This window comes from Microbacterium sp. EYE_78, assembly GCF_023149035.1.
In the GTDB taxonomy this organism is placed as follows: Bacteria; Actinomycetota; Actinomycetes; order Actinomycetales; family Microbacteriaceae; genus Microbacterium.
In genome coordinates, this window is record NZ_JAHXMY010000001.1 from 1445287 (window position 1) to 1471403 (window position 26117).

The 26117-nt window shown below is 67.3% G+C and carries 20 protein-coding genes; 16 read left to right on the forward strand and 4 right to left on the reverse strand.

The window, feature by feature from the left end:
• The first annotated feature begins 50 nt into the window (after positions 1–50).
• The 12 genes from KZX17_RS06830 to KZX17_RS06885 all read left to right on the forward strand — a co-directional run bounded on the left by KZX17_RS06830 (position 51) and on the right by KZX17_RS06885 (position 13326).
• Entirely contained in the window at positions 51–617 is a 567-nt protein-coding gene (locus tag KZX17_RS06830; RefSeq protein WP_248169971.1) for an acetyltransferase, read from the forward strand.
• A complete protein-coding gene (locus tag KZX17_RS06835; RefSeq protein ID WP_248169970.1) occupies positions 614–1732 on the forward strand; it encodes a glycosyltransferase in 1119 nt (372 codons plus the stop codon). The genes KZX17_RS06830 and KZX17_RS06835 overlap by 4 nt, the downstream gene beginning before the upstream one ends.
• Entirely contained in the window at positions 1729–2814 is a 1086-nt protein-coding gene (locus KZX17_RS15185; protein ID WP_248169969.1) for a glycosyltransferase family 4 protein, read from the forward strand. Before KZX17_RS06835 ends, KZX17_RS15185 begins: the two co-directional genes overlap by 4 nt.
• Positions 2811–4127, forward strand: a complete 1317-nt coding sequence (locus tag KZX17_RS06845) for an oligosaccharide flippase family protein (RefSeq protein WP_248169968.1) — start codon at positions 2811–2813, stop codon at positions 4125–4127. Before KZX17_RS15185 ends, KZX17_RS06845 begins: the two co-directional genes overlap by 4 nt.
• Entirely contained in the window at positions 4111–5595 is a 1485-nt protein-coding gene (wzy, locus tag KZX17_RS06850; RefSeq protein WP_248169967.1) for an O-antigen polysaccharide polymerase Wzy, read from the forward strand. The genes KZX17_RS06845 and wzy overlap by 17 nt, the downstream gene beginning before the upstream one ends.
• A 233-nt stretch (positions 5596–5828) precedes the next feature.
• Positions 5829–6845: a glycosyltransferase family 4 protein gene (locus KZX17_RS06855; RefSeq protein WP_248169966.1), complete on the forward strand. Its 1017-nt coding sequence runs from the start codon at positions 5829–5831 to the stop codon at positions 6843–6845.
• Positions 6846–8028: 1183 nt separating this feature from the next.
• Positions 8029–8475 carry a 50S ribosomal protein L13 gene (gene rplM / locus KZX17_RS06860; RefSeq protein ID WP_248169965.1) on the forward strand — a complete coding sequence of 149 codons (447 nt, stop codon included), beginning with the start codon at positions 8029–8031 and terminating at the stop codon, positions 8473–8475.
• Positions 8476–8504: 29 nt separating this feature from the next.
• A complete protein-coding gene (gene rpsI / locus KZX17_RS06865; protein ID WP_018187295.1) occupies positions 8505–8990 on the forward strand; it encodes a 30S ribosomal protein S9 in 486 nt (161 codons plus the stop codon).
• Positions 8991–8997: 7 nt separating this feature from the next.
• Complete coding sequence (gene glmM / locus KZX17_RS06870; RefSeq protein WP_248169964.1) at positions 8998–10341, forward strand: phosphoglucosamine mutase; 1344 nt, start codon at positions 8998–9000, stop codon at positions 10339–10341.
• Positions 10342–10422: 81 nt separating this feature from the next.
• Positions 10423–11055, forward strand: a complete 633-nt coding sequence (locus tag KZX17_RS06875; protein WP_248169963.1) for a hypothetical protein — start codon at positions 10423–10425, stop codon at positions 11053–11055.
• Between the two features lie 789 nt (positions 11056–11844).
• Entirely contained in the window at positions 11845–12417 is a 573-nt protein-coding gene (locus tag KZX17_RS06880; protein WP_248169962.1) for a TetR family transcriptional regulator, read from the forward strand.
• A gap of 72 nt (positions 12418–12489) precedes the next feature.
• The gene (locus tag KZX17_RS06885) at positions 12490–13326 is read left to right on the forward strand and encodes an SDR family NAD(P)-dependent oxidoreductase (protein ID WP_248169961.1); all 837 of its coding nucleotides are present in this window, start codon (positions 12490–12492) and stop codon (positions 13324–13326) included.
• 220 nt (positions 13327–13546) lie between these two features.
• Here KZX17_RS06885 and KZX17_RS06890 read toward each other — a convergent pair whose 3' ends face one another.
• The 3 genes from KZX17_RS06890 to KZX17_RS06900 all read right to left on the reverse strand — a co-directional run bounded on the left by KZX17_RS06890 (position 13547) and on the right by KZX17_RS06900 (position 16792).
• Positions 13547–13828: a hypothetical protein gene (locus tag KZX17_RS06890; RefSeq protein ID WP_248169960.1), complete on the reverse strand. Its 282-nt coding sequence runs from the start codon at positions 13826–13828 to the stop codon at positions 13547–13549.
• A 437-nt stretch (positions 13829–14265) separates the two neighbouring features.
• The gene (locus tag KZX17_RS06895) at positions 14266–15249 is read right to left on the reverse strand and encodes an acyltransferase family protein (RefSeq protein WP_248169959.1); all 984 of its coding nucleotides are present in this window, start codon (positions 15247–15249) and stop codon (positions 14266–14268) included.
• 79 nt (positions 15250–15328) lie between these two features.
• Complete coding sequence (locus KZX17_RS06900) at positions 15329–16792, reverse strand: glutamate--cysteine ligase (RefSeq protein ID WP_248169958.1); 1464 nt, start codon at positions 16790–16792, stop codon at positions 15329–15331.
• A 109-nt stretch (positions 16793–16901) separates the two neighbouring features.
• Between KZX17_RS06900 and KZX17_RS06905 the strand changes: the two genes are divergently transcribed.
• From KZX17_RS06905 to KZX17_RS06915, 3 genes are all read left to right on the forward strand, one after another.
• On the forward strand, positions 16902–18377 hold the full coding sequence (locus KZX17_RS06905; RefSeq protein ID WP_248169957.1) for an HNH endonuclease signature motif containing protein: 1476 nt from the start codon (positions 16902–16904) through the stop codon (positions 18375–18377).
• A 273-nt stretch (positions 18378–18650) separates the two neighbouring features.
• A complete protein-coding gene (locus tag KZX17_RS06910) occupies positions 18651–18821 on the forward strand; it encodes a CsbD family protein (protein ID WP_248169956.1) in 171 nt (56 codons plus the stop codon).
• 212 nt (positions 18822–19033) lie between these two features.
• Positions 19034–20797 carry a hypothetical protein gene (locus KZX17_RS06915; RefSeq protein WP_248169955.1) on the forward strand — a complete coding sequence of 588 codons (1764 nt, stop codon included), beginning with the start codon at positions 19034–19036 and terminating at the stop codon, positions 20795–20797.
• Positions 20798–20818: 21 nt separating this feature from the next.
• On the opposite strand, the gene KZX17_RS06920 is transcribed toward KZX17_RS06915, so the two are convergent.
• Positions 20819–20962 carry a hypothetical protein gene (locus tag KZX17_RS06920; RefSeq protein ID WP_248169954.1) on the reverse strand — a complete coding sequence of 48 codons (144 nt, stop codon included), beginning with the start codon at positions 20960–20962 and terminating at the stop codon, positions 20819–20821.
• A gap of 252 nt (positions 20963–21214) precedes the next feature.
• Between KZX17_RS06920 and KZX17_RS06925 the strand changes: the two genes are divergently transcribed.
• Positions 21215–26074 (forward strand): carboxypeptidase regulatory-like domain-containing protein, encoded by a 4860-nt coding sequence (locus tag KZX17_RS06925; protein ID WP_248169953.1) that lies wholly within the window; start codon positions 21215–21217, stop codon positions 26072–26074.
• Positions 26075–26117 lie beyond the last annotated feature (43 nt).

A 26117-nucleotide genomic window follows, 5' to 3' on the forward strand; every position in this document is an offset into this window, starting at 1 on the left:
ACACGACCCTAGCCGCGCGACGGTTTCGGTCTGGTTTCGGAAGGTGGACGATGTCTGACATCCCGGTGATCGATCTCTCGAAGGCTCCCGGTGAGCGCGCAGCATGGGATCGTCCGGCGTGGGTCGTCTACCTCTGGGCTGTGTGCGAGCTGCTGTTCGTCACGAATCCGTGGCAGATCAGTTCGGGGTTGCGGGTTCGCGTGCTGCGGGCTTTCGGGGCAGACATCGGAGCAGGTGTCGTTTTTCGCCCACGTACGAGGGTCAAATTCCCATGGAAGCTATCGGTTGGCGATCGCTCCTGGATCGGTGAGGGCGTATGGTTTCACAATCAAGACTGCATCGCAGTGGGAGCCGATGTCGTCATCTCGCAAGAGACCTTCCTGACGACGGGGAGCCACCAACATCGCGCTGATATGGCTTTGGTGACGAGGTCGATCGTCGTCTCTGATGGGGTGTGGATCACCTCGCGATGCGTCGTGTTGGGTGGCGCGATTGTCGGTAGATCGGTCCTAGCTAGACCGCTCACCGTGGTACAAGGTCGCATTCCTGACAACGTGATTGTGTCCGGACCGGACTGCAAGATCGTTGGAAGTCGTTTCAAGGCGGAGGCTTCGTGAAGATCGCCCACGTGGTGACCTATAACTCGCCCGACGGTGCGTTCGGCGGCCCCACGACGGTTGCCTTCGCGCAAGCGCGTGCTTTGGCTGAAATGGGCCACGAAGTCACGGTGTTCGCGGGGGGGCCGATTGCCTCTCCTCAAGAGGGTCGCGTCGGAGATGCTCGGTTGCTGGAGTACCCGGCGCGACGGCTAGTTGGGACCACGGGTTTTGCCTTTATGGCATCGCCATCGATGTATCGGGCCCTGCGCCGCAAGATTTTTGATTTCGACGTCGTTCATATCCATTTGGCCCGAGACTTAGTGATGGTCCCAGCGTCTCTAGCCGTTCTTCGGTCCTCGACGCAATTCGTAGTCCAGCCACACGGCATGGTCGACCGACCGACCCGGTTCCTCGCGACGCTTATTGACTTTGCGATCATCCGTCGGGTCCTCAAACGCGCGTTCGTCGCTTTCGCTCTGACCGAAACCGAGCAGGAGACGCTCATCGACCTTCAGCCCCGCGCGCGCGTGGAGCGGATCCGAAACGGAATCAACGCGGGACCTTCTGCCGACGCGTGCTGGACTGCCGACGGACCGGTGCTTTTTATGGCGCGATTCCACGCTCGGAAGCGACCCGATGCCTTCGTGCGCATGGCCACCCTCATCCGAGCCAGCGACCAATCTGCGCGCTTCCTCATGGTTGGACCGGACGAAGGGGAGCGAGAGCTCGTAACGGCCGCGATCAGGCAAAGCGGATCGCAAGACTCATTTGAGATCCGCGACGGCGTTAGTCCTCTCGCTGCGAGTCGGATCATGGCGTCCGCAAGTGTTTATGTACTGCCATCCGTCGGCGAGGTCTTCCCCATGACCATACTCGAAGCCTTCGCCGCCGGGATCCCTGTTGTGAGTACGCGATCCTTGGGAATAGCGGAGCTTTGCGAGGAGTTCGGTGCCGCCGTCCTTACGGATGGGACGCCTGAAGAGCTGGCGGCTGCCGTGGTGCGCATTCGTTCGGATCGTGATCTAGCGGAATCGCTGACGAGGGGAGGACGGGCACTCCTCGAAGCCGAGTTAGGTATCCGTCAGGTCGCCAAGAAACTCGCCAGTGTCTATGAGATGGCGCTCGAGCCGTGAGCCGACTCACGATCATTCAGCCATACGTGCCGACCTACCGGCTCCCCTTCTTCGAAGCGGTCAGGGGATCGCTTGCCGACGTGGGTGTCGAGATGGAGGTTATCGCTGGCGAGCCTGCGGGGTCGCAGGCCGCGCGGCTAGATGCGGTGGACGCCCCCTGGTTGCGAACAGTCCGTCAAAGGCGTGCATCGCTGTTAGGTAGATCATTCGTGGTGTCCAATTCGAGTCGCTGGTGGGCGAATTCCGATGCCGTCGTAGCCCCCCTTATGGGTAGCTCGCCAGATGCCCTACTGCTCGCAGCTTCAAAACGCCGGCCTTTCGCCCTCTGGGGGCATGTTGGTTCGTATACATCCCGTGCCAATGCGGTCGATCGGCGCATCGAACGTTGGATGATGAAGAGGGCAAGTGCGGTGTTCGCCTACACGGATTCAGGTGCTCGATGCGCTATTCAAAGTGGGATCCGCGCGGAAAATGTTTTCACGCTGAAGAACTCGATTGACACGCGAGCTTTGGAAGGCGCGTTGCGCTCCGTGTCAGCGGATGAGTGCTCTGACTATAAAAGAATTAGGGGCATTACGGCAAAGAACATCGCGCTCTTTATAGGCGGGATAGATTCCAGCAAGCGCATCGACCTCCTAGTTCGGGCGCTGCCCTTCATTCCGGATGACATTCATCTCATCGTGGCGGGCGAGGGAGAGGAGAAACACCTCCTCAGCTCGATCCCAAGTGAGCGGATTACCCTAGTCGGTGCCGTGTCGGGTCGGGAGAAGGCGATTCTTCTCAAGATTGCGGATGCAATCGCAAACCCGGGCCGAGTGGGGCTCCTGGCGGTTGACGCTCTTGTAGCTGGCGTTCCGGTAGTGACCACGAACTGGGAGTTTCACGCTCCCGAGATCGAGTACCTCGAAGAGGGCATAAGCCTGTTCAAGAGTGCTGATTCCGAGCATGACTTCGCCGAGATGCTGACACGTGTCACCCGCATGCCTCGGATGGGCGGTGTCTGGTCTCACCCCTCTCTTGAGAACATGGTTGACCAGTTCGTCGCGGGAATTCGCCACACGCTGAATGGCGCGGCGGTTTGATTAGACAGCTGTCGGGTGTCTTCGGATGGAAACTATTTGCTTCCGCCGCCTCGTTTGTTTGCAACCTTGCTATCACGCGGATCCTCCTTGAGAACTATGGAGTATCGCAGTACGCGGCGATCTCAGTATTACTGTCATTACCGGCCCTGATCCCGTTTGCGGACCTGGGGCTTGGCTCGGTTGCGGTGAATGCCGCGGCAGACTTGAAAGACGGTCGGGCCATCCAAGAAGCGCGCCGTTCACTTTCCGCTGTCCTCCGGCTGCTAGCGGTTTCGGGTCTTGTCATCATGGTGGCAGCCGTGCTCCTACTGGCGTCGGGCGCTTGGCCAAGCCTCTTAGGCCCAGCCGTCGCGGACGTCTCGACTGTTGGTATCGGCGCCACAATCGCACTGTGCCTAGTAGGCGTCAATGTGGTTATAGCGCTCGCGGGTCGAATCCTTCAGGGGTGGCGACGTAACGCACTCATGATCGCCCTGTCGGTCGTAGGGCCACCACTTTCGCTTGTGCTCGTAGTCTTGTTCGTCGGGGCAGGAACCGATCCTGGCTTGATGGCAGTGCCAGCTTCAATCTCCCTGGTAGTGGTTAGCCTGCTGACATGGGTCGCAGTGGCACGAATAGATCCTGCGACGGTGAAGCTTGCGTTGAGGACCACCCCTCGAAGGGGTGACTTTTCAGATGCGCTCCAGATCGGCGCGGGTGGGATGCTGGTCGCGATTCTTGTGGCGCTTCTGATGCAAGCAGACAGACTTTCCCTTAGCTTCCTGGCGTCTCCGGAAGCGCTGGCGGCTTACGCTCTAGTCGCGCCGATTTACCTCGCGGGGTGGGCTCTGTTGAATCCGCTCGCGATGAACCTCTGGCCGGTCTACAGGCAGGAAATCTCGGACGGCACGTTCACTAGGCGCCGGCTATTGAGAGATGTGGGTCTTTTCGCTGCAATCGGCGGCATGGCCGGCTGTGCACTCTTCGTTGGTGGACCCATCGCCGTATCGCTCGTGGCTGGGTCTAACGCCGATATCGTGCCGCTAAGCGTCTATGTCGGCTTCGCGCTGTTGCTTCTACTGCAGGGTGCCGCCTTGCCCGCAGCGATGGTCTTGACCGACAAGAAGGGCTTCCGCTATCAGCCCATTCCATTCGCGCTCGCCGTGATCCTCAAAGCAGTGTCATTGCCCTACTGCGTCGCAGTCGCCGGGCCTGCCGGACCAATCTTCGCAAGCGTCTTCGGTATTCTCGTTGGTCAATTTCCGCTGATGCTTCGGAAGGCCAGTCAGCGCGCAACCGCAGGCGAGGAGGATCTCGATGACGAAGCTCGCTGAGCGTCGCCGCTTGCGGATACCTGGTCCCAGACCCACCGCTATTGCCGCCTACGTTGCGGTGCTTGTCGCGTACCTCCTTGTGGGCTTGTCCGTATCATCGGACCCGTCGCTCACCGCGGCGTATGGCGTAATCGCAGTATGTGCGCTGTCGATCGCGATCCTCGGCTTGCGGTCTCCCGTTGACAAGAGCGATCCCTTGGTCTGGATGAACATCGCTTTCGCGGTTATGTTCGGTCTGCATCCGATCGCGATGATCGAAACTGGAGTCCTCGAGCAGGCATACCACTTCCGGTTCTTTCTTGTCCCCACCTATCCTCAGGCAGCGGCTCTGGCTCTCCTCGCTACCATCTCGTTCAACCTCGGATACTGGATCCATCGTGCATCCACGAGGGGAGGGGCAGGCATCTCCGCGCTGCCTCTCTTGCACTCCGGGAGCGAGGCCGTCGATCTCTTGCGCTCTCGACTCGCGTCGAGGCTGGCCTGGTTGACTTTGCTCGTTTCTCTCGTTGCCTATAGTGCATTCGCGATCTCGGTGGGAACAAATCCAATCGCCGCAATTCTCGGGGGGGCGCGAAGAGGTGAGGAGACCTCGTCAACGGCCTACCTGTATTACGCACCGCAGATGATCGGTCCGGCCACTCTCCTATTTTTGTACGCGGCACTGATTAGGCGGAAGTTCCCCCTCGGGGCTGTCGTGCTCGGCGCGGTTCAGTTGATTCTCTTTCTTCCAGGAGGCCAGCGCCTCGTCCTCCTGTTAACCCTTGTTCCCACCTTCCTTGCTTACTTCATGCTACAAAGGAAGCGTCTCGCGACGGGATTGCTGGTCGCTGGCACTCTGCCAATTTTGACGCTCGTGATCGCTATGCGTGATCTTGGGGCCAATGTCGAGCTCGACATCTTTTCGGCTGTCGCGAGATTTGTTTCCAACCCGCAGGAGCAACTACTCGAATTTGCCACCGGTGACGACACTGAGATGCTGGACGCGCTCGCGGTAGAACTCCAACTGGTTCCGTCGGCCATCCCCCACAGTCCGCTGTCCGTTCTTACATCGACTCTTGCTGCGCCTATACCTAGCGCGTTCTGGTCAGGAAAGCCCCAGCCCGCCGACAGTCTGTTGAATGCGATCATCGTCGGGACGGACGCGAATAGCGCAGGGTTGGCTTACTCATTTGTGGGCGAGCTGTTCTACGATTCATCCTACTTCGGTGTGATCATCGGATTCCTCGTCGCCGGCGCTATTGCCGCTGGATCGCGTGACTGGGTTCGCCGCGCGCAATCACCCGCGACGATCCTGATCTATTGTGCCCTGGTCCCTACATTCATCTCCCTGGTAAGGGGAAGCCTGGCATACGCGCTAGCGCGTGCTCTCTTCACAGTTGGCCCACTAGTTGCGTACTCAATTGTCGAGCGTCGCCGTTTGTCGAGCCTGTACGCAGCCGACAACAGGAGTCAGAAGGTAATGTCTTGATTCGGACTTTTGTAGCGAATGCTGGCACTCACCCAGAGCCCATAGCGGCAGCAGCAGCCCTGGCGGTGAGGGGTGAGTTGGACCGATTAGCAACCGCGTCGATGTGGGCCCAGGACAGCACCCTCGGCCGCCTTGCGGAGTCCGCGACGCAGACGCGACCAGGCGAGGTCCTACGCCAGCGCGCCCTGCCGAGCGCGATAGCCGGATCGCACGTTCTCACAAGCGGCCTGCGCATGGAGTTCGTTTTCCAGATTCTGCTGCGCCTCAATGCGGGTGCGGCTGGGCGGATGTTGACGCGCCGCAATTCCATATTCCACCGCGGGGTGGCGCGGTACTTGTCCGTTAACAGCGCGGACTTGATCATTGCGCAGTCGACGTCCGCGCTAGCTGCTTTCGAGTCGTCAACTTCCGATACTTTCAAGGTGTTGCTCTATCCCCTGCCTGATCCTCGCTGGGTCAGGAATTATTTCGAGGAGGAGGCCCGCGCAAATCCGGGCTGGGCCCAGCACTTGCAGGGCCGGCGGGACAGTGAGCACCGCGTGAGGCTCCTGGAAAGAGAGATCGACATGGCCGATCTGATTGTGACGCCCAGCACTTTCGCGGCTAGGTCCTTCGAGGGCCGCGGATGGACAAAGCCCGTTGTAGGAGTTCCTCTCGGCTGCGGCGTTCCTGATGCTGAGTTGCCGGTTCGCTCGGATGCCCGGGGTAAGTTGCGAGTGCTGTTTGCAGGCCAGTTCAATCAGCGCAAGGGAGCCAGCTACCTGCTTGAAGCATTCCGTGCAGTCGCCTCGCCTGGAGACGAATTGTGGATAGCCGGCCGCGTCCCTTCAGATCTGTTGCCGCTGCTCAGCGCAACCCGCGGTGTGCGGGTTCTCGGAGCTTTGCCTCAAGCGGAGCTGCGTCGGCGCATGGCAAGCGCCGATGTGCTTGTCTTGCCTACCCTGGCCGACGGGTTCGGTCTGGTCATCTCGGAGGCCATGAGTGTAGGTACACCGGTCATCACGACTCCCCACAGCGGAGGACCTGATGTGATCACCCATGGGATGGACGGCCTGATCGTCCCACCCCGCGACTCCTCAGCGCTCGCTGACGCTCTTGCCCTGCTCCGCGACGCGCCCCTCAGGCTGAAACTGTCGTCCAACGCGGCGCGAACTGCCGCAAGAAGGTCATGGGATGTTTATGGCGATGAGCTTCTTGGCGCTATCGAGGCTGCGAGAGGCGCGATCGAGGGTGGAGGTGTTGACGAGTGAAGCGATCCCAGCCTGAGGTGTTCGTGTTCGACCCCAATTCGTTCAATTCCTACGGGCTTGAACTCGCGGACGTTCTGAGCGACGACGGTTTCGCGGTCACGCACCTCGGACACCGCGCATCCGAATTGCGTCCGAGGTCAGCGAGGTCATGCGTTGTGTTCGGGTCGAAAGTCCCGATCCGTGGTCTGGTCAGCGTTGCTGCGCGGATGTCGCGGACGCGGAACGCGACGCTCATCGTCGCTTGGGCTCCCACCCCCGCGCACGTCCTTCTGGCACGTGCCCTCAGCTCGCTTTGTTCTCGTCTATTCATCGTGGAACACAATCCGCGGTCGGGGAGAGACAACTCCGCCCACGATCAGTCCTTCCAGAAGCTCACACTTTCTCCTAGGGCGAGTGTCGTTCGACACGGAGCAGAGCGCGAGCTTTCGATGGGCGAAGTTGGGCATCCGGCCTACTCCACCTTCGCTTCCGTTTATGGGAGCGCGGGACGTTCCGCAGCCCCTCGGTGGGACTACATCTTTTTTGGCACCGCCAGGCGAGATAAGGGTGTCCAGCACCTTCCGCGCCTGGCGCGGGAGCTACGAACTGTGGGTAAGTCTCTTGCGATTCGTGTGGGGCGCTGTAGCCCGCAGGAAGCGCAGTTCTTGAGAGCAATTGCCGATGCGGATGTGGTCGTTGGTGAGACCACCCATATCTCCGAACGCCGACTTGCGGCCGACCTTGAGCGCTCGGGGGCGATTCTGGCGCCGTATTCCGAGGTGACCACTTCGGGTTCCGCCATCCTTGGGGCGACGTTCGGACTGCCCGTCCTGATGCTGGAATCACCGAGCATGCGGTGGTTGTTGGGACATGACATGCCTGACGATGTTGACATGCTCGTCAGCAGGGCGACTTCGGGGCAGGCGGTGTCCGCTCGCCTGAGCGCAACGGGCATCAATGAGAGGTGCGCTTCGAGTTGGAGGCAACTGCTTCCCCCTCCGGTCGGAGAAAGGGCCCCAGCGGGCGTCATCGATTGAGTTCGTACCCGTCTAGAGGGTACACTGCTAGCTGATGCCTGCGCCCTGCTGGCCTGGCACCGCGAACGTGAGCCCTCCACTGGCGTGTTCGACCGGCATCCCGAGCGAACCACCCCGGAGTGGGATTCACGAACCTCTCCGTTCGAATCAATGAAAGCAGCACTACAGTGACGCGCACATTCACGCCCAAGGCTGGTGAGATCACCCGCGAGTGGGTGGTCATCGACGCAACCGACGTCGTCCTCGGCCGCCTCGCCTCGCACGCCGCGACCATGCTCCGCGGCAAGCACAAGCCCACCTTCGCGAACCACGTCGACACCGGCGACTTCGTGATCATCATCAACGCCGACAAGGTGGCCCTGACCGGCCAGAAGCTCGAGCAGAAGAAGGCCTACCGCCACTCGGGTTACCCGGGCGGCCTCAAGTCGGTCACCTACTCCGAGCTCCTCGAGAAGAACCCGGTCCGCGCCGTCGAGAAGGCCGTCCGCGGCATGCTCCCCAAGAACAGCCTGGGTCGCCAGCAGCTGTCGAAGCTGAAGGTCTACCGCGGTGCCGAGCACCCGCACGCGGCCCAGCAGCCCACCACGTACACCTTCGACCAGGTCGCCCAGTAAGCGCCGCCGAGAAGAACAAGGATCATCTAATGGCGAAGATCGCTGACTCCCTCGACCAGACTCCCGAGAACTACTCGACCGAGACGCCGGCTGCCGCTGAGGCCGCCCCGGCACGTCCCGTGCTCTCAGTCCCCGGTGCCGCCGTCGGCCGCCGCAAGCAGGCCATCGCCCGCGTGCGTCTGGTCCCCGGCTCGGGCACCATCACGGTGAACGGCCGCACGATCGAGGACTACTTCCCCAACAAGCTGCACCAGCAGCTGATCAACGACCCGTTCACGGTCCTCGGCCTCGCCGGTGGCTACGACGTGATCGCCCGCATCTCGGGTGGTGGCCCCTCGGGCCAGGCCGGCGCCCTGCGCCTCGGCATCGCGCGGTCGCTGAACCAGATCGACGAAGAGAACAACCGCCCGACCCTGAAGAAGGCCGGCTTCCTCTCCCGTGACGCTCGCGTCAAGGAGCGCAAGAAGGCCGGTCTCAAGAAGGCGCGTAAGGCTCCTCAGTACTCGAAGCGTTAATCCTTCGATGGCACTGTTCGGGACGGACGGTGTGCGGGGCCTCGCGAACGGCCCCCTCACCGCCGATCTCGCGCTCACCCTGGCCCAGGCGACCGCGGTCGTCCTGGGCCAGGGTCGTATCGCGGACGCTCGCAAAGCCTCGGGCAGGCGGCTGACCGCCGTCGTCGCGCGTGATCCGCGCGTGTCGGGGCACTTCATCTCGGCCGCCGTCGCGGCCGGCCTCGCCTCATCCGGCGTGGACGTGCTCGACGCCGGCGTCTTGCCGACCCCGGCAGCTGCGTTCCTCGTCGGCGACATCGACGCCGACTTCGGCGTGATGATCTCGGCGTCCCACAACCCGGCGCCCGACAACGGCATCAAGATCTTCGCGCGCGGCGGCGTCAAGCTGCCCGACGTCGTCGAGCAGCGCATCGAAGAGGCCATGACCGGGCCCAAGCTGCTGCCCACCGGGGGAGCGGTCGGCCGCATCAGCCGCTTCTCCGACGCCGAGGACCGCTACGTCGTCCACCTGCTCGCATCGCTGCGCACGAGCCTGCGCGGCCTGCACGTGGTGCTCGACTGCGCCAACGGCGCCGCCTCGGGCGTCTCGCCGGAGACCTTCCGGGACGCCGGGGCCAAGGTCACCGTCATCGGCGCCGACCCCGACGGCCTCAACATCAACGACGGTGTCGGGTCGACCCACCTCGACCACCTCGCCGCTGAGGTCGTCCGCACCGGAGCCGACCTCGGCATCGCCCACGACGGTGACGCGGACCGCTGCCTCGCCGTCGACGCCGATGGCCGCATCATCGACGGCGATCAGATCATGGCGATCCTCGCCGTCTCGATGAAGCAGCGCGGGCTGCTGCACGACGACACGCTCGTCGCGACGGTGATGAGCAACCTCGGCCTCCACCGCGCGATGGCCGAGCACGGCATCCATCTTGAGACGACTGCCGTCGGCGACCGCTACGTGCTCGAGCGGATGAACCAGGGGAAGTTCTCGCTCGGTGGCGAGCAGAGCGGCCACGTCATCATGAGCGAGTACGCCACCACCGGCGACGGCTTGCTGACCGGTCTGCACTTGGCGGCGGAGATCGCGCGGACGCGCAAGCCACTGTCGGAGCTCGCGAAGGTGATGACGGTGTTCCCGCAGACGCTCGTCAACGTGAAGGGCGTCGAGCGGTCGCGGGCGACGGACCCGGATGTGGTCGAGGCTGTCGCTGCGGCTGAAGCCGAACTTGGAGAATCCGGTCGGGTGCTGCTGCGTCCGTCGGGGACCGAGCCGCTCGTGCGCGTCATGGTCGAGGCGTCGTCGGAGACGGCGGCGTACCGCGTTGCGGAGCGACTGGCGGAGATCGTGCGGGGCTGACCCGGCGTGCGCCGGCGACGGCGGGAAATGGCCCGGCCTCAGTGCCGCTAGGTTGTGCCTATGAGACATCGCTGTGCGGTCATGTTCGCCGCCGCTTTACTCGTGCTGACCGGATGCACCGCCGTTGGTACGAATGGAGCCGGCTCGCTCTCCTCTGGCGCCATCCCGTCATCGGCCGCCAGCTCACCTAGCCCGACGCCGACCATCGATCCTGGGCCGGTTGAGCTTTCAGCTGAGGAGGCCGCCCGGCGATACCTCGCAATCATGTGCGATCGGAACGCAGCCGTTCATCGTGTCGGCGACGCCTTCGCTGACCAAGAAGACGCTTACTGGGCGGGCGACGCCACAGATGTGGCACCTGTCAACGACGCTGCAGCGGACGCGCAACTCGTGGGTCGCAGGACTGTTGAGCTCATCGACGACTCGTACTACGTGTGGCCTGAGGGGATCTCGGAACATCTAAAGGTGCTGAGGGCATCGGAGCTCGCGGATGCGGTGATTCTTGACGCCTGGGCTTCCGCGCGTTCGTTCGACGAAGCTATGCAGCTTGAGTGGCCGACCTCGGACGCGGCGGCTAGCGCGCAGGAGATTCGATACCTCCTGGACCTCCCCGCGAACACAGATTCGTCATGCGCAGGGTTCGAAGGCGCCGGCAAGAAATTGCACAGTGAGATGTTGGAGCGAGAAGAGTACTTGGCTCAGTTCGCCGAGTGAGTCTTTTCCCGGGCATCTGTGATGGACGGACGACTCACCAGTTGATTCATCGCGACGCCCCGTTCGCCCACGGCGCCACCGGCGACCGCGCGACCGCGACCCCGCTCGCCGTCGACCCGATGAGCCCGATACCAGCGCCGCCCACTTGTCGAAGCCGTCGATGAGGAACGGCGCCCACAGGATCGCGCCGTGTGTCAGGACTACCACGAATCCGATCCGTGCGACCCTGGTGAAGATCGCGCCGGCACGTCCCCACGGCACGGCACGCGCCAGCAACGTCAGGGCGGCCGCGAGCAGCACGACGCCGATGAGCCCCCGTTGCGACAGGCGCAGGCGCAGTTGGATGTGATGCGCGGCCCCGCCGTCGGCGACGACAGCAGCGCGGGGATTGCGGAGCATGGTCGAGGCGTCATCGGAGACGGCGGCGTACCGCGTTGCGGAGCGACTCGCGGAGGTCGTGCGCGGCTGACGCAGCTTGCGCCCGCGACGGCGGGAGGCAGGAGGTCGACGCGCCTCCCCAGGGAGCGGCGACCTCATCCGGCGACCAGCGGCGACGGTGCCGGCGGCTTGCGGAGCCTCCCCTCGAGGCCGACGCTACGCCTGTTCTGCCCCACAAGATAGGGACAGCGGCGCGCGGGAGCGACGACCCTACGGTGGGCCCTGTGGGAGCCCCGTCTTCTGGGCCAGCGCGTCCCCCGTGCGCCGGCCGGCGGGGTTCCCACCTCGGCCGGATGATGAGCCGAGAGCCAGGGATGGCAGTTTCTGCCATCGGGGCGTAGCGTCGGAAGCGTGCACCCCCTTGCAGCTGTCAAGCCCGCCCGACTGCGCGCCGCCGAAGCCTGCTGCGAGTTGTACATCCGTCGCAACACCACCGACCTCACGATCGCCGAGATCTCGAGCGAGATCGGCATCTCGCAGCGCAGCTTCTACCGGTACTTCGCGATCAAAGCAGAGTCGATCGGGCCGGTGTTCGACTGGACCACCGCCGCCTTCGACGCCGCGGTGGAGAGCGCCGACCAAGATGCGGACATCCGGGACGTGCTGCAGGACGGGTGGCGTGCGATGCTCGGCGGCGACAACGCCGATCGCACACGCCGCCTCTTTCCGCTCGTCTTCGCCGATGCGGAGATGTGGTCGCTGTTCCTGCGCAAGGTCCACGACGGTGAGCGTGCGCTCACGCCGATCCTCAGCGCACGCCTGGGCCTCGACGCGGAGTCGCCGCGTGCACGCGCCGCATCCGCCGCCGTCGCCAGCGCGACCCGCATCGCTCTCGAGCAGATGGTCACCGCCGGCGCCGATGCCGAGGCGGCCTTCATCAGCCTCATCGACGCCTTCAGCGGCGACCTGCTGCGCTCTCGGTAGCACCCACAGCGTCCCGCAGGGCTCGGCGGGCGAATGTCACCACGAAGACGGGCCACGACGAAGGGAAACACCATGGCAGGACTGCTCGAAGGCAAGGTCACGATCGTCACCGGCGGCACGAGCGGCATCGGCCGCGCGACCGTCGAGCGCTACGTCGCGGAGGGCGCGAAGGTCGCCATCGCCGATATTCAGGATGCCGCCGGCGCTCAGCTCGCTGACGAGCTCGGCGACGCCGCGATCTACGTCCACACCGACGTCACCGACGAAGCCGACATCGAAGCCCTCGTCGCGAAGACCGTCGACGCATTCGGAAAGCTCGACGTCATCTACAACAACGCCGGCGCGCAGGGCGACCCGTCTCCCATCCTCGAGATCGGGAGCGATGGCTTCGACAAGACGCTCGCGCTGCTGACCCGGAGCGTCGTCCTCGGTCACAAGTACGCCGCCCGCCAGTTCCAGGCGCAGGGGACCGGCGGATCCATCATCAGCACCGCCAGCGCCGCGGCGCTGCAGGGTGGATGGTCGGCAGCCGGCTACACCATCGCGAAGCACGCCGTCGTCGGCGTCGTGCGGCAGTCGGTCGCTGAATTGGCTCCCCTCGGCATCCGTTCGAATGCCATCGCCCCGGGCATCATCATGACCCCGATCATGGCGCGCAGCTTCGGTGTGCAAATGGACGAGGCCGAGCAGTTCGCCGACTTCCTCGCCGAGCGCCTCGCCGGGTCGCAGCCGATCGGCCGCACCGGCACACCCGACGACATCGCGAAGGTCGCGACCTTCCTCGCGAGCGACCTGTCGGAGTTCGTGGTGGGAGCCGTGCTGCCGGTCGACGGGGGAGCGACCGCGGTCACCCAGGGATCGTTCGCCGCCGACGCGGCGGCCGCGGCCCAGGCGTACCAGAACCGCTGAGCGGTGCCCGACCTGCGGTGCTCCCGTTCCTGAGCGGACGGGGGCGCCGCTCCGCGGTCCGGGGCGGCTCGGCGCTCAGCACCGTCGCCCATGCCTTTCACCCGCCGACGTATGGCGCTCACTCGGGCCACGGGGCACAGAGAACCGCCCCGTCGCCTCACACGAGGTCGACGGGGCGCTGTGCTCGTTCTCGGCACTCAGCGCGTGGGAGCTGGCGGGGTCACGCGTCCTTGTCTTCGTGCCCGCGGGTGCCGGCCTTCGCGATTCCTCGGCTGACGATGTATGCGGCTGTCACGATCGCGACATACTGCCACGCGTGGTCAGCGCCGAAGCCCTGGCCGTCCTCGCCGTTGTCGGTGACGGCTGCGGCGATGAGAATGGCGATCGATACGACGAGCCAGGCGTAGAACTCTGTCGCCTTGAACGCGGACTTCGTCTCCGTGGCGATGCGGCGAGTGACGTTCGACGTGTGGTGGGCTGCGCCCTGGTTGGGGTTGGACATGCTGGATCTCCTTGAAGTAGGGGCGGAACAGAGACCGCCCTCGAGCAGGACCGCCGATCACATCAGAACGTCTGACGTGCGGGTTGGGGTGGGTGCTGCCTTGTCCGGACCGTAGACCCCGCCCGGGACGCTGCCAGGGGGATTACCGCCGGCCTGAAAAGGTGCAGGGTCCGCAACGACGAGCCGAGACTCGCGCGGCCGCAGATGCGGCGATGCGGACGGGGATGCCGGCGTATCGGGACCGGTTCACCGAGCAGCCGTCAATGGTGGCGGGTGAGATGCGTCGTGGCAAGGGGGATCCCGGGGCACGCGAGGCTGCGTACGTTCCCGCTCGGCGGCGCCCCCGTGACTGGCCTGGTGTACCAGGGGCGCCGCCGCCACGCATACAACGGCAGGCGGCCGCCGCGCCAGGGCTTGCCCCTGGATCGTGCGGAGCATCAACCGAATCGGATTGGGTGCGACCGCACGGCGGCACCTGGCATCCCCGTCGCCCATTCCGCCGCCGGCGTCCGCGCCACCACGAGCCCGATCACCGTCGACCCCACCAGCGCGATCACCAATGCCGCCCACTTGTCGAAGCCCTCGATGAGGAACAGCGCCCACAGGATCGCGCCATGTGTCAGGATCACGACGAAGCCGATCCGGGCGAAGCCGGTGAGGACCGCGCCGGCGCGGCCCCAGTCGACGGCGCGCGCGAGCAGGACCAGGCCCCACGAGATCGCGGTCGCGTTCAGGGCGGTGAGCACCGGCATCCCCCAGTCGCCCTGCTTGATGTCGAGCGGTGGGACCGCGCCGGTCGCGACCATCGCCGCTGCGACGAGCAGCAGCGCCGCCCCGATGGCGGCGCGCCACCTCGGCGACAGCCGGGGCTCGATGCGGCGTGCGGCGCCACCGGCTGCGACGAAGAGCAGCGCGGGCACCGCCGATCCGATCGCCAGGGGAGTCGACGCCAGGAACTCGCCCGCGAGAATCGACGCCGCGAGCGCTACGACGAGGGATGCCGCGAGCACCCAGCGCGGTGCGCTCTGCAGCACGCGCCACAGCACCGCCACGGCGAAGAGCGTGAACACGAACCAGAAGGCGGTGAACGGCTTGTGCGCGAAGACGCCGCCGTACACCGGGCCGAGCAGATTCTCGACGCTCGGGCCGGTCGTCAGCGTGTAGGGGACGTAGATCACGGCGATCACCGCGAACCAGAAGACGTACGGGCGGCCGAGGCTGCGCCAGCGCGTGCGTGCCTCATCGAGGACGCTCCGCCGCCGTGAGACCAGATAGCCCGACAGGAAGAAGAACACCGGCACGTGCCACGAATACAGCCATACGTGCACCGGCTCGTCGATCCACACATGGCCGACGACGATCGCCACGATCCCGATCGAGCGAACGACGTCGATCCCGGCGTCGCGCGTGGTGGCAGCCATGCATCCAGGCTAGGGACGGTCGCTTTCGCGGTGACTGGGTTGCCTGCGGCGGCGCTTCGTGCTGGCGGCTCGGACCGGGCTAGGCCCAGGTGTGCACCGGCTCGTTCGTATGCATCGCCTCGCGGTACTCGAGCAGGGTCGCCCGGAGCGCGTCGTACCGCTCCATCTCGCTGCGCGCGCGCATCTTGCGGGCGAACCACTCGGCGCCGTTCGTCTTCGTCACGCAGCGCTGCTCGATGATCCCGAGGTAGCGGTCGCGCTCGTCAGCGGACACGCCCCATGCCTCGAGACCCTCGTGTGCGAGGGGGAGCAAGGTCCGCAGCGTCAGGTCGGTCGCCGGCACCTGGCCCTCGCCCGGCCACGACAACCGCGCGTCGATGCCGAGACGCGCGCCCGACTGGAAGTTCTCACGCGCGGTCGCGAACGACATCTGCGACCAGATCGGGCGCTCGCTGTCTGCCAGCGCCCGCACGAGGCCGAAGTACAACGCCGCGTTCGCGACGGTGTCGGCCACTGTCGGACCGGCCGCGAGCACGCGGTTCTCGACCCGCAGGTGCGGGACGCCGTCGGCGATGTCGTACACCGGACGGTTCCACCGGTAGACGGTGCCGTTGTGCAGCTTCAGCTCGGCCAGCGACGGCACGCCGCCGTCGTCGAGCACGGCGAGCGGGTCCTCATCGTCGACGATCGGCAGCAGCGCCGGGAAGTACCGCACGTTCTCCTCGAAGAGGTCGAACACCGACGTGATCCACCGCTCGCCGAACCAGACGCGGGGGCGCACGCCCTGCGCCTTCAGTTCCTCACTACGCGTGTCGGTGGCCTGCTCGAACAGGGGGATGCGGCTCTCGCGCCACAGCTCGCGGCCGAGCAGGTACGGCGAGTTCGCCCCGAGCGCGAGCTGCACGCCCGCGATCGCCTGCGATGCGTTCCAGTACTGCGCGAACTGCGCGGGGGAGGTCTGCACGTGGAACTGCGCGCTCGTGCACGCCGCCTCGGGAACGATCGAGTCGGCCGTGGTCTCGAGGCGCTCGCGTCCGGCGATCGAGATGGCGATGTCCTCGCCGCGGGCATCGAGCACCTGCTGATTCAGCAGGTCGTAGCGCGGGTCCGCGCTGATCGCGGAGCGGCTGAGGTGCCGGTCGGCGAGGGTGGGGAGGATGCCGATCATCATCAGGTGCGCACCGAGGGGGTTCGAGCGCGCCTCCGCGTCGTTGAGTCGCTGCCTGAGGTCGGCCTCGAACGTCGTCAGGCCGCCGCTGCAGAGCCGTGCGGGCGGGACGTTGATCTCGACGTTGAAGCGGCCGAGCTCACTCACGAACGCCGGGTCCGCGATCGCCCGCAGCACCTGCTCGTTGCGCATCGCCGGGTCGCCGACCTCGTCGACGAGGTTCAGCTCGAGCTCGAGCCCTGTCATCGGGTCGTCGGTGTCGAAGCGGGCTTCGCCCAGCATCCGCTCGAAGACATCGAGGTTGCGGCGGATCTTCTCGCGATGGCGGGTGCGATCGGCCCCGGTGAACTCCTGCGACTCGACTGTTTCTCCCACCCCGCCACGATAGGTCGGGGTGGAGTCGGGCTCGGGGTGGTTGACAAGCACTTGTCCACAGGGGTGCGAATCTTTGTTCGAATGTCGGAGGAGGGTGGGATGCTGGAGCATGACCTTTTCGAGCGACCTTCGAGACCGGATGGCGGCGTTGGGCGCCGTCGCCGAGCTCGATGTCGCTCGGGCTGAGCTGCCGGGGTCGCTGCTGTCGTTGTCGGATGCCGCGGTGCGCGATCTGATCGCCGACGTCGGCGCGCTGGCCCGCGACGTCGGGCTGCTGCAGACCGCGCTCGCCGGGGTGGCCGCGCGCCGCTCGGGTCGCGAGCGCGGGGCCGAGGGGCTCTCGGCGGCGACCGGGCACCGCACGCCGGTCGAGCTGATTCAGGCGACGACGGGTGTCTCGCGGGCTGAGGCGACGCGCGCCGTGCGGGTGGGGGAGTCGCTGCTCGACGGCGTCGAGCGGGGGCCGGTGGTCGCGGTGTGGCATGCGGCGGTGGACGCCGCGCTGCTCGCGGGGCGGGTGACGTCGGCGCAGGCCCACGCCATTATGGGCGGGTTGGGTGAGCCGCCTGCGGCAGCGGTGGCGGACGCGTGGGGTGCGGCGGCCGAGCGGCTTGTGCGCGAGGCATCCGACTGGTCCGTGGAGCAGCTCACCGCGCAGGCGCGGACTCTGCGCGACATGCTGGATCCCGCCGGAGCAGAGGACCGGTTCGCGCGCAGGTTCGAGCGGAGGTCGTTCCGGCTGTGGGCGGATGCCGACGGGCAGCAGCGGGGGTCGATCACCTTCGACGACGAGATGGCGCCGTGGATGCGGGCGGTGCTCGACGCGGCCCTGCGGCCGCGCCGGGGCGGACCCCGGTTCATGACGGACGCCGAGCGGGCGGACGCTGCGGCGCTGGTGGACGATCAGCGGACGAACGAACAGTTGTCGTACGACCTGCTCGTGGATCTGGTGCGGGCCGGCGCGCTCGCCGACGCGAAAGATGTCTTCGGAGCGCGCGAACCGGGTGTTCGGGTCGTGGTGACCGCGGGTGGCGGGCGCGACCTGCTCGGCCGGCTCGGTGCGACCGGTGCCGTGGAGGACGGCGGCACGGCAGTGCCGGGGTCGGTCATCGATCGCGCGCAGTGCGTGGCCGGTCGGGTCGAGGTCACCGTCGACGGATGCGGCAACCCGCTCGCGGTGGGCCGTGACGAACGCCTGTTCTCGCGTCGGCAGCGGCTCGCGCTCGCCGTGCGGGACGGCGGATGCCTCTGGCCCGGGTGCGAGCGGCCGCCGTCGCACTGCGAGGCGCACCACACCGTGCCGTGGGCGGAGGGCGGCGAGACCGACTGCGACGTCGGGGTGCTGCTGTGCCGGTTCCATCACCTGACCCTGCATAACGGCGGATGGTCGATCCGCGGGACGGCGACGTCCGGGTTCTTCTTGCACGCACCGCCCGGGGGTGACGGTGGGCGTGGTGACGGGGCGGCGGGCGGGGCGGCGACGGGCGGCGCGCCGCCGGTGCCGTTGCGGTCGAAGTCGCCGCTCCGGTGGTTGTGGGATCCGCCGCCCGATCGGGTGGGCTGGCGGGTGGCGCCTGCGGCGTGAGGGCGCGGGGCAGGGGGCGGGTACGCCGGGGGCGGGTGCGCGCGGGCGCCGCGTGGGCGGGTGTGTGCGGGGGCCGCGGCGTGAGGGTGGGTTGAGTCGGGCATGAACGCTGGCGTTGGTGTGCCCGGCTGGGAGGGTTCGGGAGAGCGCGAGCTTACGGCGTAACCCATCCGGGGCGAAAGCGCCAGAGGCTCCCTGAAACGGGCTCGCGTTCGTAGCGTGGAGGCATCCGGAACGCGCCGCTTCCGGAGAGATCGACGGAAGGACCAGACCATGGGACTCGACGACAAGATCAAGAACGCCGCTCAGGACCTGCTCGGCAAGGGCAAGGAGCACACCGGCAAGGCGACCGGTGACGAGCGCCTCGAAGCCGAGGGCCACAAGGACCAGAGCGCAGCGAACCTCAAGCAGGCCGGCGAGAACGTGAAGGACGCCTTCAAGTAAGCCGACCCACCACCACGCCCCGGGCCCCGCAACGGGCCCGGGGCGTGTCGCGTGTGCGGGCGCGTCACGCCCGCGAACGGCCGCGGACTCCCCGCTAGACTCGGCTCGGGCTGCAGCAGCCCGTTCTGGGGAGAAAAGGTATGTCCCGGCGAGGTTCAGCACTCGTCGCAGGTCGACGAACACGGCTCGGCGTCCACGTCTGGTGGGACGCCGTGACCAGTGGTGCCTTCTTCACGCGCGCCTCACTGTGGATCAGCCTGCTCATCGCTGTCACCGTCATGGCGCCGTTCCAGCACTTCGCGGACGCGGGCGACCACGTCTGGGTCCTCACCGTCGGGTTGCTCGGCTGGGCGGTGCTCGCGTCGGCACTCGTGCCGGTCGCGATCGCGGAACGCCGGATGCGGAACCGCACCGCCCGTGGCGCGCTCGTCATCGGGGCGGTGGCGATCGCAGCGATCGCCCGTCCCTTCGTCAACGAAGGCTTCTTCGTCGCGCTCTTCGGTGTCGCCCCGGACTTCGTCGGTCTGCCCGCACGCATCAGCTCGAACCTGGTCGTCTGGATCGCGGGCCTGTCGATCATCGCCATCACGGTTCGATCGATCGCGCTCACGCGCGGCACTCGCGGACGCCTCGCCGACGCGATCGCCACGCTCACCGCCGGCCAGCAGCGCCTCGCCCGCTACGAGGGCGAGAACCGCGACACCCTCGCGTGCCTCATCGCCGACCTGCGCGAGCAGCGTGAGGCGATGCTCGCAGGCACGATCGACTTCGCCGCGGTCCGCGACTACTCCGAGACGGTCCGCTCGGCCAGCCACCGCCTCGAGGAGCGCTCCAAGTTCGACCTGCGCGTCGCCGCGGTGCAGACCGAGTCGGGGCCGGATACCGCCGCCCGCCGCTCGGTGCTCGCAATGCTGCGCCCGCCGCCGTATCTGCTCGTGGGGCTCGTGTTCATGGCCGGCGCGGTTCCCTACGCGCACGGCGTCGGCGGGCTGACCACCGCGCTCTGGGCCGTCGCCGTCGGCGTGCCGATCACCCTCGCCGCCGATCTCGCGACGCGGCTGCTCGCGCGCGGGCGCAGCGCCGCAAGGCGCGGCGCGGTCATCGTCGCGGCGTGGGTGGCGGCAGGCATCCTCATGACCGTCCTCGCCGACGCCCTCGTCGCGTCGGACGACCCATCGCGGTTCGTGCCGCTCGTGTCGGTGCCGATCGTGGCGATCGCGCTCGCCGCCTGCACCGACGCGATCGCCCGGGCGGCCGTCAGCGCGCAGCGGCTCGAGGCGGTGCTCGCCCTCGTCGCCCGGACGCTGACCGCGAAGACCGCACGCGCGCGGCGCCCGTTGCGCAATGCCGCGCACGTGCTGCACGGACGCGTGCAGGGACGCTGCGTCCTGCTCGCCGCCGCGGCCGACGAATGGGAGCTGACGGAGAAGGACGTCGAAACGTTCCGTCGAGACACCGACGCGGCGTTCGACGGCATCATCGCCTTCATCGCCGAGACGGATGCCGCGAGCCTCGAGCACCTGGTGCAGTCCGCGCACGAGGACCTCTCCGAGCTCGTCGCGACGTGGAGTGCCGTGCTCGAGGTCTCGAGCGAGATAAGCCCCGCCGCGGCCGACGCCCTCGTCGACCCCGAACTCTCGCGCAACGTCGCGACCGTCGTGAACGAGGGCTTCGTCAACGCGGTGAAGCACTCCGAGGCCAAGGCCGTCTGGCTGTCGATCGGCGTCGAGGCCGACGCGCTGCTCGTGCGGACGTGGTCGACCGGCACGCTCGACCGAGCGCCGGTCCTCGGCACCGAGACCCGCGGCATCAGCGTGCTCGGCATCGGCGCCCGCATCTTCCAGCGGGCCGAGTCCGTCGTGCTCGAGGTTCCCGTTCCGCTCCGGGAGACACAGCCCGACGTCGCGCCCATCGCACGGCTGCCGCGCCGCGCGTGGTGGGGACGCCGGGCGCCCGGGCACTCGCAGGCCGGCTGAGGACGCGCGGCGCTCAGCGGGTCAGAACTCGAGCATCGCCGCGACGACCAGCCCTGCCGCCACGACGGCGACGGCGATGAGGATGACGTATGCCCACCAGCGCACGCCCGGCGGCTTGGGTGCCGAGCGCTTGCGTGAGCGGCGGTGAGACGCGCGTGCGAACATCGATTCCTCCAGCAACAGCGACGCATCCGCGCCGAGGCCCCTCCCAGCCGGCGCCGTTGCCGAGAACCTGCCGCTCACGCTAGCGGAGGCGTGCAGGCGGATGGGGTCGCGCGTCGCAGGGGTGTGTTAATTCTTCGCGACGGGCCGAGTTGGTGGGTGCATGCCGCTTCTGCCATGCTGAGCCCGAGGGGCCCTGGGGTGGGCTCACGGGGGATCTATCGGCGCGGGGGCGCCTGCAGGGGGTTACGCGTGATGCGTGCAAAGAAGGGCGCCGTCGTGCGCGCCGTCGCCGTCGTGGTGGCGTGGATCGTGGCTCTGGCCGGGCTCGTCATGGTGCCGCAGGCGGCATCAGCCGCGGAGGGCGCGGCCTCGATCTCGGGAACCGTTGTCGGGCCGGACGGCGAAGCGGTCGACGCGTCGGTCGAGCTGTACCAGGTGGAACGACAGGACGGCTGGACCGAATTCAGAATGGTGAATGAGCGGCCGACGGATTCGGCTGGTGCCTTCTCGTTCCCGCAGCTGGAGGCGGGCGAGTACACGCTGAGGACGACGCCCTCAGACCGCGCCTTGGCGTTCCAGTGGTGGGGAGGCAGCGCCACAGAGCAGGGCGCCGAGGCGTTCATGCTCGCGGCCGGGGCATCCAGGGCCGGGCTGAGCGTCCGGCTCGCGCACGCTGCGCAGCTGCAGGGCGTCGTCACCGATGACCGCGGGGCGCGCGTCGAGGGTGCCTCGGTCTGGGTCGTCGTGCCGCTCGACGACGGTGGGCACGAATTCGTGCGGTGGGGATCGACCGATGAGTCGGGCGCCTACGACATCACCGGATTGCCGGCGGGACGGTACGCCGTCCAGGCGAGCGGTCCCTGGGACGGCGACCTGGTAACGCAATGGTGGAGCGGGAAGACTCGATTCGAGGTCTCCGATCGGATCACCCTGACGGCGAAGGGCACCGGCGTCGCTGATTTCTCGCTCGACCGCGGAGCGACGATCTCGGGCACCGTGACGCACGATGGTCGGCCAGTCGAAGGCGTCCACGTCCGCGTGAGCGAATGGGACGACGAGGAGTGGAGCGGCGTCGGATCGGAGACGACGGGCAAGGACGGCGAGTACTCGGTGTCGCTCCTTCCGCCCGGCCGGTACAAGGTCAGCTTCTCAGCCGGCGACTACTTCGACGCCTGGTGGGGCGGAGACTCGCAGCAGAGCGCAGCGATCATCGACGTCGCCGCCGGCGAAGTGGTCACGGGGGTGGACGCGCCGCTCGTCCGATCCGCGTCGCTCAGCGGCATCGTCCGCGACGAGGCCGGACAGCCCGTCGAAGATGCGACCGTGACCACATGGTTCAACGTGGGTCCCTCGCAGCACGGGCACGGCGTCACCACCGACGATGCTGGTCGCTGGCGCATCTCGGGCCTCGAGGGCGGCGAGTATCGCGTCCAGGTGGAGGCGCCCTCAGGCGCCAACCTCATCGAGCGGTGGTGGGACAACGCGTCGACCGAAGCCGAGGCAACGCCGATTCAGCTGAAGGCGAGCACTGACGTCGACGGCATCGACGTCGCGCTCGCCGCGGGCAACATCGTGTCGGGCCGTGTGACGAGCACCGACGGAGCGCCCATCGCCGGCGTCCGCATCAGCCTGCAGTCCACGTCGAACAGCGGCGCGTCCTGGCCGCGCTCGACGCGCACGGACGAAGACGGGCGTTACACCCTGCGCGGCATCGCCGATGGCGCGTACACAGTCCATGCGTACACCGACTCCGTCGTCAACTTCATCGATGCGCCGTGGACCGGCGATCAGCCCGGAGGCGAGCCCAAGGTCATCGACCTCTCCGATCGAGCTGAGCGATCCGGCATCGACCTGCGACTGGCGCCGGGTGCGCGGCTGAGTGGACGCGTGACGGACAGGGCCGGAAAAGGTGTTGCCGACGTCTCCGTCGATGTCTGGGGTGAGCGGGACTTCGCGTACGGATGGGCATCCACGGACGAAGACGGGGTGTGGCAGATCTTGGGTCTCCCCGCGGACGGCTACACCGTGGCTTTCCGTGGCCAGCACCAGGGGTTCATCCCCGAGTGGTGGAAGGGCGCGTTGTCGCGCGACACCGCGACAACGGTCGATGTGCCCGCGGGCGGGCATGTGGACGACATCGACGCGACGCTGCGACAGGGCGCGACGATCTCGGGAACCGTGAGTGTCCCGGCCGGCGGCGGCGGCGCCGACGTCGATGTCGAGGTCTGGGCCCGGGACGACGAGGGCTGGTCGGTGTTGGCCAGCGCGTCCGCCGACAGGGATGGCTCCTACGCCGTGAAGGGTCTGCCCAACGGCTCGTACCTCGTTCGCTTCTCCACCTTCGGCGGAAATGCCGCGGACGAGTGGTGGCGGGATGCCGCATCCCGGCGCGCGGCGACCGCGGTGACCATCGTGGACGGACGAAGCGTCACGGGCGTCGACGCGCAGCTCGAGGCCGGCGCGACGATCAAGGGCACCGTCACACACCCGTCGGGCGCGATGGACTGGCTGTCCGTCAGCGCGTACCGCCTCGAGGGCGGGGAGTGGGAGCCCGCCGGGTGGTCAGACGTTGCCGACAACGGCGAGTATTCGGTCCGGGGCCTTCGGGCCGGCACGTACACGCTGTCCTTCGCAGGTGAGGCCGGGCAGTCCTCGCTATGGGAGTGGTGGAAGAACAAGCCGGACCAGACGACGGCGACGAAGTTCGACGTGGCTGCAGGTGGCACCTTGACGGGCTTCGACGCCGCCCTCGGCGACGTGGAGGTCGAACAGCCGGTGCTCTCCGGTTCGGGTCAGGTCGGAAGCGTGCTCGCGGTCGATCCTGGTGGCTGGTGGACCGGAGTCACTCTCGACATCCAGTGGTTCGCCGACGAATCACCCCTGCCCGGCGAGACGGGCTTGGAGCTCGCGCTGCGTCCGCAGCACGCGGGCTCGCAGATCAGCGCGCGCGTCATCGGGACCGACGCGGTCTCGGGCTCGAGCACGCGCTGGAGCAACGTCGTGACCGTGACCCCCGGCGTGCTCGATGCCGCGACGCCGACCATCTCGGGCGAGGCGAAGGTCGGCAGCACGCTGTCGGCAGCGACCGGCACGTGGACGACCGGGTCGACGCTCTCCTACCAGTGGTCGGTCGGTGGTGAGATCATGGCCGGTGCGACGTCCTCGACGTTCGTGGTCCCGGCATCCGCGGTGGGCAAGACCATCACCGTCACGGTGACGGGGTCGCTCGGCGGCTACCAGACGGACTCGCGCACGTCCGGCGCCACCGCAACGGTGCCGAGCCAACCGCTCGCGGCGGGGACGCCGTCGATCTCCGGCGAGGTCAGGGTCGGCTCGACCCTCACGGCGCAGCCGGGAAGTTGGACGCCGGGGACGCAGTTCGCGTACCGGTGGTCGATCGGTGGGGCGGATGCGGGGGCGAACCAGACCCTCGTGGTCCCGGCATCCGCGGTGGGCAAGACGATCACCGTCACGGTGACGGGGTCGCAGGCAGGGTTCACCAGCGAATCGCGCACCTCCGGCGCAACGGCCGTCGTTCCGAACCAGGGACTCGCGGCGGGGACGCCGTCGATCTCCGGCGAGGTGAAGGTCGGTTCGACGTTGACTGCGGTGCCGGGGAGTTGGACGCCGGGGACGCAGTTCGCGTACCGGTGGTCGATCGGTGGGGCGGATGCGGGGGCGAACCAGACCCTCGTGGTCCCGGCATCCGCGGTGGGCAAGACGATCACCGTCACGGTGACGGGGTCGCAGGCAGGATTCACGAGCGAATCGCGCACCTCCGGCGCAACGGCCGTCGTTCCGAACCAGGGGCTCGCGGCGGGGACGCCGTCGATCTCCGGCGAGGTCAAGGTGGGGTCGACCCTCACGGCGCAGCCGGGGAGTTGGACGCCGGGGACGCAGTTCGCGTACCGGTGGTCGATCGGTGGGGCGGATGCGGGGGCGAATCAGACCCTCGTGGTCCCGGCATCCGCGGTGGGCAAGACCATCACCGTCACGGTGACGGGGTCGCAGGCAGGATTCACCAGCGAATCGCGCACCTCCGGCGCAACGGCCGTCGTTCCCAACCAGGGGCTCGCGGCGGGGACGCCGTCGATCTCCGGCGAGGTGAAGGTCGGTTCGACCCTCACCGCGCAGCCGGGGAGCTGGACACCGGGGACGCAGTTCGCGTACCGGTGGTCGATCGGTGGGGCGGATGCGGGGGCGAATCAGACCCTCGTGGTCCCGGCATCCGCGGTGGGCAAGACGATCACCGTCACGGTCACCGGGTCGCTCGGCGGTCACAACTCCGAGACGCGGACGTCCGGCGCCACCGGCACCGTGCCGAACCAGACGCTGACGATCGGGCGACCGACCATCTCGGGAGCGGTGAAGGTCGGCGCCACCGTGACGGCGCAGCCCGGGGACTGGACGCCCGGCACGCAGCTGTCGTACGACTGGCGGATCGACGGCGTCTCCGCCGGCACCGGGCAGACCCTCGTCGTCCCGGCGTCCGCCGTCGGCAAGGCGCTCGCCGTCACCGTGACGGGCTCGTTGGCCGGATACGACACCGCGCAGCAGAGCTCGGCGTCCACGGGCGCGGTGCCGCCGCGCGTGCTCACCGCGCCCACCCCGACGATCTCGGGCACGGTGAAGATCGGGTCCGCGCTCACCGCGAAGCCCGGCGCGTGGACGAAGGGCGCGAAGCTCGGTTACCAGTGGCTCGTGGCGGGCAAGGCGGTGAAGGGCGCCACGAAGACCACCTTCGTGATCCCGGCATCGGCCGCGGGCAAGGCCGTCTCGGTCCGCGTGACGGGGTCGTCACCGTCCTACGCCACCGCGGCGAAGACGTCGAAGGCCACCGCGAAGGTGCTGAAGTCGGCGACACCGACGATCAGCGGCACCGCCAAGGTCGGTCGCACCCTCGCCGCCAAGCCGGGGGCGTGGACGTCGAAGACCGCGTTCTCGTACCAGTGGTACGCGAACGGCAAGGCGATCGCGAAAGCGACGAAGGCGTCCTACAAGATCCCGGGGTCGCTCCGCGGCAAGAAGATCACCGTCAAGGTGACCGGGAAGAAGAGCGGACACGCGACTGTCGCCGTGACCTCGAGGGCCACGAAGGCCGTCGTGCGCTGATCCGCAGGAGGCGGCCCCGGCATCCATGCGATGCCGGGGCCGT